This window comes from Klebsiella sp. K5-204, assembly GCF_030128585.1.
Taxonomy (GTDB): Bacteria; Pseudomonadota; Gammaproteobacteria; order Enterobacterales; family Enterobacteriaceae; genus Klebsiella; species Klebsiella quasipneumoniae.
The window spans coordinates 454,968-469,590 of the sequence record NZ_JAKUZS010000004.1 but is presented as its reverse complement, the minus strand read 5'-3'; the positions used below and the strand labels follow the sequence as shown (position 1 = coordinate 469,590).

Below are 14,623 nucleotides of genomic sequence, written 5' to 3'. Positions count from 1 at the left end.
ACAGGTTATGCCGGGGGGCAACCGGGCGCGGCGATAAACCACCGCGCCGCGGGAGGATTAGGGCAGCACTTTCGCAGAGAGGATAACAACCGGTTTAGACGGCACATTCTGGTATGGGCCGACGTTATGGGTCTGGACCTGGGAGATCTTATCCGCAACGTCCATGCCTTTGACTACCTTGCCAAACACCGCATAGCCAAAGTCGCGCTGGCCATGGTCGAGGAAGGCGTTATCCGCCACGTTGATAAAGAACTGGCTGGTGGCGCTATCCTGATCGGCGGTACGCGCCATCGCGATGGTGCCGCGGGTGTTGCGCAGGCCGTTGTCTGCTTCATTCTTGATCGGCGGGTTAGGCTGTTTCTGCTGCATCTGCTCGTTAAAGCCGCCGCCCTGCACCATGAATCCCGGGATCACGCGGTGGAAGGTGGTGTTGTTGTAGAAGCCGCTGTTAACGTACTTCAGGAAGTTATCCACTGAAATCGGGGCTTTCTGGCTGTTTAACTCAAGCTCAATGTTACCTGCCGAGGTGGTCAGCAGCACATGCGGATCGCCCTTTGCCGCCATGGCCGGGGAGAAAGCTGAAATGGCGAAAACGGCAGCCATCGCCGCCAGTGTTGATTTGAGCATGGAAATTCCTTAACGGAGCAGAATAAAAGCGAGTGCCTTGATTCTAAAGAGCCTTTGCATCCTGGGCCAGCCTTTTACCAAATTTTACTTAGCTGTAATAATTGTAACCGCGCAAACGTTCTCCCTGGCGTCGAAAAAGCGTGATGCAAGTCACATTAAAACATGCAAAAGATAACGTATTTCACAATAAACATTTAATTACATCACCTGAACGACTAAAATCTGTCCGCCCGGCGCAGCGTCAACGCGCTTTACCTTTCTATTCACAGGCCAGTCATGACTAACAGCAACCGTATTAAGCTCACATGGATCAGCTTCTTCTCCTACGCCCTGACCGGCGCGTTGGTGATCGTCACCGGGATGGTGATGGGTAACATTGCGGATTATTTCCATCTGCCCGTTTCCAGTATGAGCAACACCTTTACCTTTCTGAACGCCGGTATTCTGATCTCCATCTTCCTCAATGCCTGGCTGATGGAGATCGTGCCGCTGAAAACTCAGCTGCGTTTTGGCTTTATTTTAATGGTGCTGGCGGTGGCCGGCCTGATGCTCAGCCACAGCCTGGCGCTGTTCTCCGCGTCGATGTTCGTTCTCGGCCTGGTCAGCGGGATCACCATGTCGATCGGGACCTTCCTGATCACCCATATGTATGAAGGCCGTCAGCGCGGGGCGCGTCTGCTGTTTACCGACTCCTTCTTTAGCATGGCGGGAATGATTTTTCCGATGGTCGCCGCGGTCCTGCTGGCGCGCAGCATCGAGTGGTACTGGGTCTACGCCTGTATCGGTCTGGTGTATGTCGCTATTTTCGTCCTGACATTCGGCTGTGACTTCCCGGTGCTCGGCAAAAAAGCGCAGAGCGAAAACAGCCAGCCGGTGGTGAAAGAGAAGTGGGGCATCGGCGTGCTGTTCCTCTCCGTCGCGGCGCTGTGCTACATCCTCGGTCAGCTGGGCTTTATCTCCTGGGTACCGGAATATGCCAAGAGCCTGGGCATGAGCCTCGGCGATGCCGGTAAACTGGTGAGCGATTTCTGGATGTCCTACATGATCGGCATGTGGTCATTCAGCTTTATCCTGCGCTTCTTCGACCTGCAGCGCATCTTAACCGTCCTCGCCGGCCTCGCGACGGTGCTGATGTACCTGTTTATCAATGGTTCGCCGGAGCATATGCCGTGGTTTATTCTGACACTGGGCTTCTTCTCCAGCGCCATCTACACCTCGATCATTACGCTCGGTTCGCAGCAAACTAAAGTCGCTTCACCAAAGCTGGTGAACTTTATCCTCACCTGCGGCACCATCGGCACCATGCTGACTTTCGTGGTCACCGGCCCGATTGTGGCTGCCAGCGGTCCGCTGGCAGCGCTGCACACCGCTAACGGCCTCTACGCCGTGGTGTTCGTGATGTGCTTTATCCTCGGCTTCGTCTCCCGTCACCGCCAGAACAACGCGCAGGCGGCGTCTCACTAAGCCTTCGGCCCCTTTGCGTCCGCAAGGGGGCTGTTCCTCATAAAAGAGAGCGCCTCGCCACCGCGGTCGGTCTGGATCCAGGTTTGCGCCAGCTGGGTAATCGCGATCACCCTTCCCTGGCGAATTGACCAGCGCACCGGCACCTGGCAGCGTACCGCCTCAAAGCCATTCTCCGCCGGGAGGATGATCAGGTTAGCCGGGTTGCCGCTGACGATGCCGTAATCGGTCAGGCCAAACGTGCGGGCGCTGTTGTCAGTGATAAGCTGCAGGCCGTCGTTAATCTGCTGGTAGCCCATCAGCTGGCAAACGTGCAGCCCCATATGCAGGACCTGCAGCATATTACCGGTCCCCAGCGGGTACCACGGGTCAAAGACATCATCATGACCAAAGCAAACGTTGATCCCCGCCGCCATCAGCTCCTTCACCCGGGTAATGCCCCGTCGCTTCGGGTAGTCGTCAAACCGGCCCTGCAGATGAATATTGACCAGCGGATTGGCGACAAAGTTGATGCCGGAGAGCTTTAGCAGGCGGAACAGGCGCGAGGTATAGGCGCCATTATAGGAGTGCATTGCGGTGGTATGGCTGGCCGTCACCCGCGGCCCTATCCCCGCCTTTAGCGCCAGCGCGGCAACGGTTTCAACAAAGCGCGACTGTTCATCGTCAATTTCATCGCAGTGAATATCCAGCGGGCGGTCATATTTCTGCGCCAGTCGAAAGGCGATATGCAGCGATTCCACCCCATATTCACGGGTGAACTCAAAGTGCGGGATCGCCCCGACGACATCCGCCCCCAGCTTCAGGGCCTCTTCCAGCAGCGCCTCGCCGTTGGGGTAAGAGAGGATCCCCTCCTGCGGAAAAGCGACAATCTGCAGCTCGACCCATGGCGCCACCTCCATTTTGACCTCCAGCATCGCCTTCAGCGCCGTCAACGTTGGATCGGAGACATCGACATGGGTACGGACAAACTGCACGCCATTGGCGATCTGCCACTTGAGGGTTTTCCACGCCCGGGCTTTAACGTCCTCATGGCTGAGCAGCGCTTTCCGCTCCGCCCAGCGCTCAATCCCCTCGAACAGGGTGCCGGACTGGTTCCAGTTCGGCTCACCGGCCGTCTGGGTGGTATCCAGATGGATATGCGGCTCAATAAAAGGCGGGATCGCCAGGCCGCCGCGAGCGTTCAGCACCTCGTAGCTTTCGTCCCGCGCCTCCCCCATCGGTGTGATCTCGCCAAAGCGGCCCTTATCTATCGCTATCTGCCACAGGCCGTCGCGGTCTGCCAGGCGTACGTTCTGAATCAACCAAAGCGGCGCTGCTGTCATATCACCCTCTCTATTCAATACGGCTTGTTTTCTACTCAACCCCAATCGCGACCCACCCAATTCTTGTACACAAAATCGGCAAAAAGGAAAAGCCAGCGTTTTCCACAACTTAGAAAATTACAGACAAATCAATTATATACCCATTAAGTGGTAGGTGAAGTTGTCATTGATTTGCATCAATAAGCCTGATGGCTGAATCGTTAAGGTAGGCGGTAATAGAAAAGAAATCGAGGCAAAAATGAGCAAAGTCAGAATCGCTATTATCGGTAACGGCATGGTTGGCCATCGCTTTATCGAAGAGCTTCTCGATAAGGCGCCTACCGGACAGTTCGACATTACCGTGTTCTGTGAAGAACCGCGTATCGCCTACGACCGTGTCCACCTGTCGTCTTATTTCTCCCACCATACCGCAGAAGAGCTGTCGCTGGTCCGCGAAGGTTTCTATGAGAAACACGGCGTCAAGGTGCTGGTCGGCGAACGGGCCATCACCATCAACCGCCAGGAGAAAGTGATCCACTCCAGCGCCGGGCGCACGGTGTTCTACGACAAGCTGATTATGGCAACCGGCTCATACCCATGGATCCCGCCGATTAAAGGCGCGGAAACTCAGGATTGCTTCGTCTATCGCACCATTGAAGATCTTAACGCCATTGAATCCTGCGCCCGTCGCAGCAAACGCGGCGCGGTGGTCGGCGGCGGCCTGCTCGGCCTGGAAGCCGCAGGCGCCCTGAAAAACCTCGGTGTCGAAACCCATGTTATCGAATTCGCGCCGATGCTGATGGCCGAGCAGCTCGACCAGATGGGCGGCGAGCAGCTGCGGCGCAAAATTGAAAGCATGGGCGTGAAAGTTCACACCAGCAAAAACACCAAAGAGATCGTTCAGCAGGGTACCGAGGCGCGCAAAACCATGCGCTTCGCCGACGGTAGCGAGCTGCAGGTCGATTTCATCGTCTTCTCTACCGGGATCCGCCCGCGCGATAAACTGGCCACCCAGTGCGGACTGGCGGTTGCCCAGCGCGGCGGCATCATGGTCAACGATAGCTGCCAGACCTCCGACCCGGATATCTATGCCATCGGCGAATGCGCCAGCTGGAACAACCGCGTGTATGGCCTCGTCGCGCCGGGTTATAAAATGGCCCAGGTGGCCGTCGACCACCTCCTCGGCAGTGAAAACAGCTTCACCGGCGCCGACCTCAGCGCCAAGCTGAAGCTGCTGGGTGTAGACGTGGGCGGTATCGGCGATGCCCACGGCCGCACGCCGGGCGCCCGTAGCTATGTCTATCTCGACGAAAGCAAAGAAGTTTATAAGCGTCTGATCGTCAGCGCCGACAACAAAACCCTGCTCGGCGCGGTGCTGGTCGGCGACACCAGCGACTACGGCAACCTGCTGCAGCTGGTGCTGAACGCCATCGAGTTGCCAGAGAATCCGGATTCGCTGATCCTCCCGGCCCACGCCGGCAGCGGCAAGCCGTCGATCGGCGTCGATAAACTGCCGGACAGCGCGCAAATCTGCTCCTGCTTCGACGTCAGCAAAGGCGACCTGATCGCCGCCATAAACAAAGGCTGCCATACCGTCGCGGCGCTGAAAGCGGAAACCAAGGCCGGTACCGGCTGCGGCGGCTGTATCCCGTTGGTCACCCAGGTACTCAACGCCGAGCTGGCGAAACAGGGTATCGAGGTCAACAACAACCTGTGCGAACATTTCGCTTACTCCCGCCAGGAGCTGTTCCACCTGATCCGCGTGGAAGGCATCAAAACCTTCGACGAACTGCTGGCCAAACACGGCCAGGGCTACGGCTGTGAAGTGTGTAAACCGACCGTCGGCTCCCTGCTGGCCTCCTGCTGGAATGAGTACATCCTCAAGCCTCAGCACACGCCGCTGCAGGACACCAACGACAACTTCCTCGCCAACATCCAGAAAGATGGCACCTACTCGGTCATTCCGCGCTCCGCGGGCGGCGAAATCACGCCGGAAGGGCTGGTCGCCGTGGGCCGTATCGCTCGTGAATTCAATCTGTACACCAAAATCACCGGTTCCCAGCGCATCGGCCTGTTTGGCGCGCAGAAAGACGACCTGCCGGAGATCTGGCGGCAGCTGATTGAAGCGGGCTTCGAAACCGGCCACGCCTACGCCAAAGCGCTGCGTATGGCGAAAACCTGCGTCGGCAGCACCTGGTGCCGCTACGGGGTCGGCGACAGCGTCGGCTTCGGCGTCGAACTGGAAAACCGCTACAAAGGCATCCGTACGCCGCACAAAATGAAGTTCGGCGTCTCCGGCTGTACCCGCGAATGTGCGGAAGCCCAGGGCAAAGACGTCGGGATCATCGCCACCGAGAAAGGCTGGAACCTGTACGTGTGCGGTAACGGCGGGATGAAGCCGCGCCACGCCGATCTGCTGGCCGCGGACCTCGATCGCGAGACGCTGATTAAGTATCTCGACCGCTTTATGATGTTTTACATCCGCACCGCCGATAAGCTGACCCGCACCGCGCCGTGGCTGGACAACATGGAAGGCGGGATCGACTATCTGCGCAGCGTCATCATCGATGACAAGCTCGGTCTGAACGACCATCTGGAAGAGGAGCTGGCTCGCCTGCGCGCCGCCTTCGCCTGCGAGTGGACCGAGACCGTCAATAACCCGGCGGCGCAGACCCGCTTCAAACACTTTATCAACAGCGACCAGCGCGACCCGAACGTTCAGGTGGTGCCAGAACGTGACCAGCATCGCCCGGCCACGCCGTATGAGCGCATCCCGGTTACTCTGGTGGAGGAAAAAGCATGAGCCAGTGGGTAAACATCTGCAACATTGACGACATCCTGCCCGCCACCGGCGTCTGCGCCCTGCTCGGTCAGCAGCAGGTGGCGATCTTCCGTCCCTATCATGACGACAGGGTGTTCGCCATCAGCAACATTGATCCGTTCTTTAACGCCAGCGTACTGTCTCGCGGCATTATCGCCGAGCATGACGGCGCCCTGTGGGTTGCCAGCCCGCTGAAAAAACAACGTTTCCGCCTGAGCGACGGCCTGTGTATGGAAGATGCCAGCCATTCTATCGCCCGTTTCGACGCCCGGGTAAAAGACGGCCACGTTCAGCTTAAGGCGTGAGTCCCGCATCCTCCCCCCGGCCACGGGGGGAGATATAAGTAACACTTCTGACCGACAGCGCATGAGTGCGGGATATGTCGCATGTTTTGTATTACCTTTGCTGCTATTCTACGACCACTCATTTTCTACCCCTTATTTTTATGAGGTTATTCTGTGGATCACTTACCCATATTCTGCCAGTTGCGCCAGCGTGATTGTTTACTGGTTGGCGGCGGGGATGTCGCCGAACGCAAGGCCCGTCTGCTGCTGGATGCTGGCGCAAACGTCACGGTCAATGCGCTCGACTTTACCCCGCAGTTTCATGTGTGGGCCGATTCACAGATGCTAACCCTGGTGCAGGGGGAGTTTATCCCCTCGCTGCTGGACAACTGCTGGCTGGCCATCGCCGCTACCGATAATGAGACGGTGAACCAGCAGGTCAGCGACGCGGCCGAAGCGCGGCGTATCTTCTGTAACGTGGTGGATGCCCCGCGCCAGGCCAGCTTTATCATGCCGTCCATTATCGACCGCTCGCCGCTGATGGTCGCCGTCTCCTCGGGCGGGACATCCCCGGTGCTGGCGCGCCTGTTGCGCGAGAAGCTGGAGTCAGTCTTACCCCTGCATCTTGGCCAGCTGGCCCGCTACGCCGGCCATCTGCGCGCGCGCGTGAAGCAACAGTTTGCCACCGTAGGCGAACGCCGCCGCTTCTGGGAGAAGCTGTTCGTTAACGACCGGCTGGCGCAGTCGCTGGCCAATGACGATCGGCAGGCGGTGGCGGATACCACCGAGCAGCTGCTGACCGAGCCGTTAGAGCATCGCGGCGAGGTCGTCCTGGTTGGCGCCGGCCCAGGTGACGCCGGGCTGCTCACGCTTAAAGGCCTGCAGCAGATCCAGCAGGCCGACGTGGTGGTCTATGACCGGCTAGTCTCCGACGACATTATGAATCTGGTGCGCCGCGATGCCGACCGGGTGTTCGTCGGCAAGCGCTCAGGCTATCACTGCGTGCCGCAGGAGGAGATCAACCAGATCCTGCTGCGCGAAGCGCAAAAAGGAAGACGCGTGGTCCGGCTGAAAGGCGGCGATCCCTTTATCTTTGGCCGCGGCGGAGAGGAGCTGGAGACCCTCTGCGAGGCGGGGATCCCCTTCTCGGTTGTGCCCGGCATCACCGCCGCCTCCGGCTGCTCCGCCTACTCGGGGATCCCGTTGACCCATCGCGATTTCGCCCAGGGCGTCCGCCTGGTCACCGGCCATCTGAAAACCGGCGGCGAGCTGGACTGGGCGAACCTGGCGGTGGAGAAGCAGACCCTGGTGTTCTACATGGGTCTGAACCAGGCGCCGGCGATCCGCGAGAAGCTTATCGCCCACGGCATGGCGGAAGATATGCCTGCCGCCATCGTCGAGAACGGCACCGCCGTGACGCAAAAAGTGGTCAGCGGCACCTTAGGACAGCTGGATATTCTGGCGCAGCAGATGGCCAGCCCGGCGCTGATCATTGTCGGCCGTGTGGTCGGTCTGCGGGATAAACTGAACTGGTTCTCGAACCACTAACCTTCGCCTGACGGTGTGAACGACAGGCATAAAAAAGGGCGGGATAATCCCGCCCTTTTTAGCTGTTGCGTCGCTTACGGCTTGGCGACAAAGCCAATCGCTTCGTATACCGCTTTCAGGGTTTGAGAAGCCCGCGCGCTGGCCTTTTCTGCGCCGTCCTTCATCACCTGATTGAGAAACGCTTCGTCGTTACGGAAACGGTGATAGCGCTCCTGCAGGTCAATCAGCATGCCCGATACCGCTTCGGCGACTTCGCCTTTCAGGTGGCCATACATTTTGCCTTCGAAATGCTGCTCCAGCTCAGGAATGGTTTTCCCGGTGACCGCGGAGAGGATATCCAGCAGGTTGGAGACGCCCGCTTTCTCTTTCAGGTCGTAGCGCACCACCGGCGGCTCGTCGGAGTCGGTGACCGCACGTTTGATCTTCTTGACCACCGATTTCGGGTCTTCCAGCAGGCCGATGACGTTGTTGCGGTTGTCGTCGGACTTGGACATCTTTTTCGTCGGCTCCAGCAGCGACATCACGCGCGCGCCGGATTTAGGGATAAACGGCTCAGGCACTTTAAAAATATCGCCGTAGATGGCGTTAAAACGCTGGGCGATATCGCGGCTCAGTTCAAGGTGCTGTTTCTGATCTTCGCCCACCGGAACCTGGTTGGTCTGGTACAGCAGAATGTCAGCGGCCATCAGTACCGGATAATCAAACAGACCGGCGTTGATGTTCTCCGCGTAGCGCGCGGACTTGTCTTTAAACTGGGTCATGCGGCTCAGTTCGCCGAAATAGGTGTAGCAGTTCAGCGCCCAGCCTAACTGGGCATGTTCCGGCACGTGAGACTGAACGAAAATAGTGCTTTTCTGCGGGTCGATGCCGCAGGCCAGATACAGCGCCAGGGTGTCCAGCGTCGCCTTACGCAGCTGCTGCGGATCCTGGCGCACGGTGATGGCGTGCTGGTCCACGATGCAATAGATGCAGTGGTAATCGTCCTGCATGTTTACCCACTGACGCAGCGCACCCATGTAGTTGCCAATGGTCAGTTCACCTGAGGGCTGTGCGCCACTAAAAACGATGGGCTTAGTCATGTTTCAATTCCTGAGTTTCACTGTGCGGTAACCCGAGAGCGGGTAAGAGTTCATTAAACTGGTCGAAGAGATAGTCCGGCTCGCTCAGCGCAAGCGGTTCGCCATAGTTATAGCCGTAGGTCAGGCCAACAGAGCAGCAGCCTGCCGCTTTGGCCGCCTGAATATCATTACGGGAATCGCCGACGAACAGCAGCGCCTCCGGCGTCAGGCCGAGCTTTTGCGCCACCAGCAGCAGCGGTTCCGGATGCGGCTTTTTGTTCTGTACGTCATCGCCGCCGATCACCACGGTAAAGTATTTCGCAATATCGAGCGCGTCCAGCAGCGGGGCGACGAACGGCGTCGGCTTATTGGTCACCAGCGCCAGCGGCAGGCCTTTGGCCTGCAGCGCGCCGAGCGTATCGGCCACTGCCGGAAACAGGAAACTGCCCTCTTCCGCCGCTTCGGCGTAATAGCGGTCAAACAGTTTACGCAAAATGCGCAGCTGTTCGTCTTGCGGAATATCATGATCGTCGACGGAAGGCTTGCCCATCGCCGCACGTAACGTTGCACGCTCCTGACGAGCCCAGGTCAGCGCCCGCTCCATCAGAACATCGGCGCCGTTGCCGATCCAGGTCACGACGCGTTCTTCTCCCGCCACCGGCAGCTCCAGGGCGTAGAGGGCGTTATCAACGGCGGCGGTCAGACCCGGCGCGCTGTCCACCAGCGTGCCGTCGAGATCAAACGCGATGCCGCGGATCGCCTGTAATTTATCCATGACTTACCTTCGCTAATTCATTACGCATGTGATCAATGACTTTCTTGTAGTCCGGCTGGCCGAAGATCGCCGAACCGGCAACGAACATATCCGCACCCGCCGCGGCGATTTCGCCGATATTGCTCGCTTTCACTCCGCCATCCACTTCCAGGCGAATATCGTAGCCGGACGCATCGATGCGCTGGCGCACTTCACGCAGTTTATCCAGCGTCTGCGGAATAAAGGACTGGCCGCCAAAGCCCGGGTTAACCGACATCAGCAGGATCACGTCCAGCTTATCCATCACGTAATCGAGATAGCTCAGCGGCGTCGCGGGGTTAAACACCAGGCCCGCTTTACAGCCGTGCTCTTTGATAAGCTGCAGGCTGCGGTCGACGTGTTCGGAAGCTTCCGGGTGGAAGGTGATGATGCTGGCGCCAGCTTCGGCAAAATCAGGAATGATGCGGTCGACCGGCTTCACCATCAGGTGGACGTCGATCGGCGCGGTAATACCGTAGTTACGCAGCGACTTCAGCACCATCGGGCCAATCGTCAGGTTCGGCACGTAGTGGTTGTCCATGACGTCGAAGTGCACGACATCCGCACCCGCCGCCAGCGCCTTCGCGGTATCCTCACCCAGACGGGCAAAATCAGCCGACAGAATCGAAGGGGCAATCAAATACTGCTTCATCCGCATCTCCTTGAAATTTATTTGGTCTTAGGCGGACGGTAGAGCGCTAAGAGCTCGTCCACCTTTTTACGCGTACCACCGTTGCTGCTGATGCTGCGCCGAACCTTCACAATATGCGTTTCTGCCGCGTTTTTATACCACTCCTGCGTCAACGGCGTGCGGTGGTTGGAAATCAGCACCGGGATCCGTTTCTTCATCAGCGATTCCGCCTTTTGCGCCAGCAGCACCTGTTGCTCCAGGTTGAAGCTGTTGGTGTGGTAGGCGGTAAAGTTCGCCGTCGCCGTCAACGGCGCATAGGGCGGATCGCAATACACCACCGTGCGGCTATCCGCACGCTGCATGCACTCTTCATAAGATTCGCAGTAAAACTCAGCGTTTTGCGCCTTGTCGGCAAAATGATAGAGCTCAGCCTCGGGGAAATAGGGCTTCTTATAGCGGCCAAACGGCACATTGAATTCGCCGCGCAAATTGTAGCGACACAGGCCGTTGTAGCCGTGACGGTTCAGATACAGGAACAGCACCGCGCGACGCAGCGGATCCTGGCTCTGGTTGAATTCATCTCGGTACTGGTAGTAGCGCTCAGCGACGTTGTTTTCCGGGGTAAACATCTCGCGGGCGGCAGCGACATACTCGTCGGTGCGCAATTTGACGATGTTGTACAGGCCGATTAAATCACTGTTGATATCCGCGAGGATATAACGAGAAAAGTCGGTATTGAGAAATACCGACCCGGCGCCCACAAAGGGCTCGATTAAGCACTCACCTTCCGGCAAATGCTTTTTAATATCGTCAAGCAGGGGGTACTTCCCCCCTGCCCACTTTAGAAAAGCGCGATTCTTTTTCATGCTGCCTAACTAATTACACATTCTCCGGCTGTGGAGAAAGCTCCGACAGCATCCTGCGCTTAAGACTACCCCACGGCATTATTTCAGATCAGCCTGAACCTGATGCAGTGGTTTTGCCCATGGATTTTTCGCCTGCACGTCCGGCGGCAGCGAGGTGACCGCGCGTTTCGCTTCATCTTTCGATGAATAGATACCGCTCACCAGCACGTACCACGGTTGGCCGTTACGCGACGTTTCATAGACAACATATCTGTCCAGCTTCTCTTTCTTCGCCCAGTTATTCAGGTTTTCATAGTTAGAGGAGCTGCTGAGCTGCAGGGTATAGTTACCCGACGGCGCAGATTTCATCGAGCTGACGTCACCTGCCGTTTTACCGCTCTTCGCCGCCGGCGCTGCCGCGGCTGCCGTTGCGGCTGGCGCTGCGGTCGTCGCGGTCGTGGCTGGTTTGCTCTGCGCGGTGGCTGCCGGTTTACTTTCGCTGACGGTCGTTTTCGCCGGAGCGGTAGTGGCCGCGCTTTCAACATGCTTCGGCTGGACCGGTTTCGTTTCTACCGGCGCTTTCGCCACCGCCTGTGGTTTAGGCTGCGGCTTCGCTTCGATGACGGTGTGCTTACGCTCGGCCGGACGCGGCGTTGCAGCCGTCTGACGTTCGGTCGTCTGGCGCGGCGCCGCGGCGCCACTGGCGCCATTACGGATCGGCGCGACGGTTGCCGGCTCAGTTGGCAGCGTCGAGTTAGCTACGGCGCCGTCCAGCTGGCCCTGCTGCTGGGTCAGCGCGTTATTCAGATCGCCCTGAACTTCAACGCGCTGCTGGCCCTGCGGCTCTGCCGCTGCCTGGCCCTGGGTCGGGTTCGCGGCAATAGGCGGTACCGTGACGTCCTGCTGTGTGGTGGTATTGGCGGCTGTCTGATCCTGGCCGGCAGCTGGGGTGCTGGCGGACTGGTCATCAGACAGATTAATGCTCTTCTCGCCGGAAGCGGTCTGCTGGCTGGACGAAGATGGCGATTTCAGCGCGGAACCGATACCTACGATTAACAGCAACAGCACCAGAATCCCCACGCCCATCATGATGTACTGGCGGGAAGCGGGTTTCGCCGGCGCTTTTTTACGCTTACGCGGACGACGCTCTACAGGCTGCTCTTCGAGCATCTCCTCATCTTCCGCATCCAGTTCTTCTTCGAACTCTTCCTCTTCACGCTCACGACGGGCCTTGCCGGCGCGCGTCGGACGGCCTTCATCGGCATCAAGATCAACATCGTCAAAATTGATCTGCGGATCGGCATCACGCTCGGAAGACTGACGGGAACGACCAGCACGACGATCGTTGCGATCGGCTTTCATATCGTCTTCTGGTTTGAAATCATCCATTTAACACCCCACTAAAAGGCTTATGCTCACGATTATTGCACATCACCCGAAATGATAACGCCGCGCGAACGCGGCCAGACCTTCTTATTGTTGCGCCTGCTGAGTATCAGCAATCGCGCCAAGAACCACATCATGCGGCACTCCGCCGCGCAGCTCGCTGCTTCCTATTGCGAGCGGGAGCACCAGCCGCATTTCGCCAGCCAGTACTTTCTTATCGCGCATCATATGGGGCAAATACGCCTGCGCACTCATTTCCTGCGGGCCGCGTACCGGTAAACCTGCACGCTTGAGCAGATCGATAAGGCGCTGAGTATCCTGCGAGCGGAACTGCCCCAGCCGCTCGGACGTATGCGCCGCCATCACCATACCTGCCGCCACCGCTTCGCCGTGCAGCCAGTTACCGTAGCCCATTTCAGCCTCGATAGCATGGCCGAAGGTATGTCCAAGATTGAGTAAAGCACGTAACCCGGTTTCACGCTCGTCGGCAGCCACAACTTCCGCTTTCAGCTCACAGCAACGGCGAATGCAGTACGCCATGGCCTTTTCATCCAGCGCCAGCAGGGCATCAATGTTGTTTTCCAGCCAGCTGAAGAATGCGCCGTCGAGGATCACCCCATACTTGATGACCTCAGCCAGTCCGGAAGCGAGTTCGCGCTTCGGAAGCGTCTTCAGACAGTTAAGATCAACCACCACGGAAACCGGCTGCCAGAAGGCGCCAATCATGTTTTTGCCGAGAGGGTGGTTCACTGCGGTTTTGCCGCCGACCGACGAGTCGACCTGCGACAGCAAGGTGGTAGGGACCTGGATAAAACGCACGCCGCGCTGATAGCTTGCCGCGGCGAAACCGGTTAAATCACCGATAACACCGCCGCCGAGCGCCACCAGCGTGGTGTCGCGGCCATGGGGTTTTTGTAACAGCGCGGTAAATACGGTATCCATCACCGCCAGGCTTTTATACTGCTCGCCGTCGGGCAGGATCACGCTGTCAACGTTGACCCCTGCCTGCTCCAGCGCAGAGCGGACGGTATCCAGATAAAGCGGCGCCAGCGTTTCGTTGGTGACCAGCATAGCCTGGTCGCCCGACTTGAGTGGCAGGAAGGAAGCTGGATCGTTAAACAAACCAGCCGCGATGGTAATCGGGTAACTACGTTCCCCGAGGGTAACAGTAAGCCTCTCCATAACGCGACATCCACCTCAATGACTTTTACTCTGACGCACTTTTATTAAGCCAGAATCAGTTGCTTTCCAGCATATGAATAATCTGGTTCGCGACGACTTTCGCACTCTGATCGTCTGTGCGGATAGTCACATCGGCGATCTCTTCATACAGCGGGTTACGCTCGTCAGCCAGCGCTTCCAGTACTTCACGAGGCGGCGCATCGACTTGTAGCAAAGGACGCTTTTTATCGCGCTGCGTACGGGCCAACTGCTTCTCGATCGTTGTTTCCAGGTAGACCACCACGCCGCGGGCGGAGAGACGGTTACGCGTTTCACGGGATTTTACAGAGCCGCCGCCAGTCGCCAGCACAATCCCCTGTTTTTCCGTCAACTCATTGATAATTTTTTCTTCACGGTCGCGGAAGCCTTCTTCGCCTTCAACATCGAAGACCCAGCCCACATCAGCGCCAGTGCGTTTCTCAATCTCTTGATCAGAATCGTAAAATTCCATGTTGAGCTGTTGGGCTAACTGGCGCCCAATAGTGCTTTTGCCGGCACCCATAGGCCCAACCAGAAAGATATTGCGTTTCTCTGCCATTTTTTCGGTACTACTAAGACTATTCGTTAATGATAAACCCGCTTCGCAGACACCCAGCGCCGCAGGGCATGAACTGAAACCTCATATGCAATAGAGCGAGAGTCAGACT

Annotated in this window: 13 protein-coding genes; 4 read left to right on the top strand and 9 right to left on the bottom strand. The window is 57.9% G+C overall.

The genetic code is table 11. The annotated features are described in order from the left end of the window. Nucleotides 1–57: 57 nt before the first annotated feature. Nucleotides 58–627 carry a peptidylprolyl isomerase A gene (ppiA, locus tag MKR05_RS13705; protein WP_032454218.1) on the bottom strand — a complete coding sequence of 190 codons (570 nt, stop codon included), beginning with the start codon at nucleotides 625–627 and terminating at the stop codon, nucleotides 58–60. A gap of 276 nt (nucleotides 628–903) precedes the next feature. On the opposite strand from ppiA, the gene tsgA reads away from it, so the two are divergent. Further along, a complete protein-coding gene (tsgA, locus tag MKR05_RS13700) occupies nucleotides 904–2,091 on the top strand; it encodes an MFS transporter TsgA (RefSeq protein ID WP_004202192.1) in 1,188 nt (395 codons plus the stop codon). Here tsgA and MKR05_RS13695 read toward each other — a convergent pair. Next, the gene (locus MKR05_RS13695) at nucleotides 2,088–3,410 is read right to left on the bottom strand and encodes a cytosine deaminase (protein WP_050533984.1); all 1,323 of its coding nucleotides are present in this window, start codon (nucleotides 3,408–3,410) and stop codon (nucleotides 2,088–2,090) included. The genes tsgA and MKR05_RS13695 overlap by 4 nt on opposite strands. A 238-nt stretch (nucleotides 3,411–3,648) precedes the next feature. On the opposite strand from MKR05_RS13695, the gene nirB reads away from it, so the two are divergent. The 3 genes from nirB (at nucleotide 3,649) to cysG (ending at nucleotide 8,042) form a co-directional block, all read left to right on the top strand. Next, nucleotides 3,649–6,192, top strand: a complete 2,544-nt coding sequence (nirB, locus tag MKR05_RS13690) for a nitrite reductase large subunit NirB (protein ID WP_147734104.1) — start codon at nucleotides 3,649–3,651, stop codon at nucleotides 6,190–6,192. Beyond that, the gene (gene nirD / locus MKR05_RS13685) at nucleotides 6,189–6,515 is read left to right on the top strand and encodes a nitrite reductase small subunit NirD (protein ID WP_023291187.1); all 327 of its coding nucleotides are present in this window, start codon (nucleotides 6,189–6,191) and stop codon (nucleotides 6,513–6,515) included. The genes nirB and nirD overlap by 4 nt, the downstream gene beginning before the upstream one ends. Before the next feature lie 153 nt (nucleotides 6,516–6,668). Continuing rightward, on the top strand, nucleotides 6,669–8,042 hold the full coding sequence (gene cysG / locus MKR05_RS13680; protein ID WP_023291188.1) for a siroheme synthase CysG: 1,374 nt from the start codon (nucleotides 6,669–6,671) through the stop codon (nucleotides 8,040–8,042). Between the two features lie 74 nt (nucleotides 8,043–8,116). Here the strand turns inward: cysG and trpS are convergent, their stop codons facing one another. The 7 genes from trpS to aroK form a co-directional block, all read right to left on the bottom strand. Continuing rightward, nucleotides 8,117–9,121 (bottom strand): tryptophan--tRNA ligase, encoded by a 1,005-nt coding sequence (gene trpS / locus MKR05_RS13675; protein ID WP_002920253.1) that lies wholly within the window; start codon nucleotides 9,119–9,121, stop codon nucleotides 8,117–8,119. Further along, nucleotides 9,114–9,875 (bottom strand): phosphoglycolate phosphatase, encoded by a 762-nt coding sequence (gene gph, locus MKR05_RS13670; protein ID WP_023291189.1) that lies wholly within the window; start codon nucleotides 9,873–9,875, stop codon nucleotides 9,114–9,116. The genes trpS and gph overlap by 8 nt, the downstream gene beginning before the upstream one ends. Beyond that, nucleotides 9,868–10,545, bottom strand: coding sequence for a ribulose-phosphate 3-epimerase (gene rpe / locus MKR05_RS13665; RefSeq protein ID WP_023291190.1), 678 nt, complete (start codon nucleotides 10,543–10,545; stop codon nucleotides 9,868–9,870). Before rpe ends, gph begins: the two co-directional genes overlap by 8 nt. Nucleotides 10,546–10,562: 17 nt before the next feature. Then, on the bottom strand, nucleotides 10,563–11,390 hold the full coding sequence (gene dam, locus MKR05_RS13660; protein WP_004202178.1) for an adenine-specific DNA-methyltransferase: 828 nt from the start codon (nucleotides 11,388–11,390) through the stop codon (nucleotides 10,563–10,565). A gap of 78 nt (nucleotides 11,391–11,468) precedes the next feature. After that, entirely contained in the window at nucleotides 11,469–12,758 is a 1,290-nt protein-coding gene (gene damX, locus MKR05_RS13655; protein ID WP_032429003.1) for a cell division protein DamX, read from the bottom strand. A gap of 84 nt (nucleotides 12,759–12,842) precedes the next feature. Continuing rightward, entirely contained in the window at nucleotides 12,843–13,937 is a 1,095-nt protein-coding gene (gene aroB / locus MKR05_RS13650) for a 3-dehydroquinate synthase (protein WP_023291192.1), read from the bottom strand. A 55-nt stretch (nucleotides 13,938–13,992) separates the two neighbouring features. Beyond that, a complete protein-coding gene (gene aroK / locus MKR05_RS13645; protein ID WP_002920267.1) occupies nucleotides 13,993–14,514 on the bottom strand; it encodes a shikimate kinase AroK in 522 nt (173 codons plus the stop codon). Nucleotides 14,515–14,623: the final 109 nt, after the last annotated feature.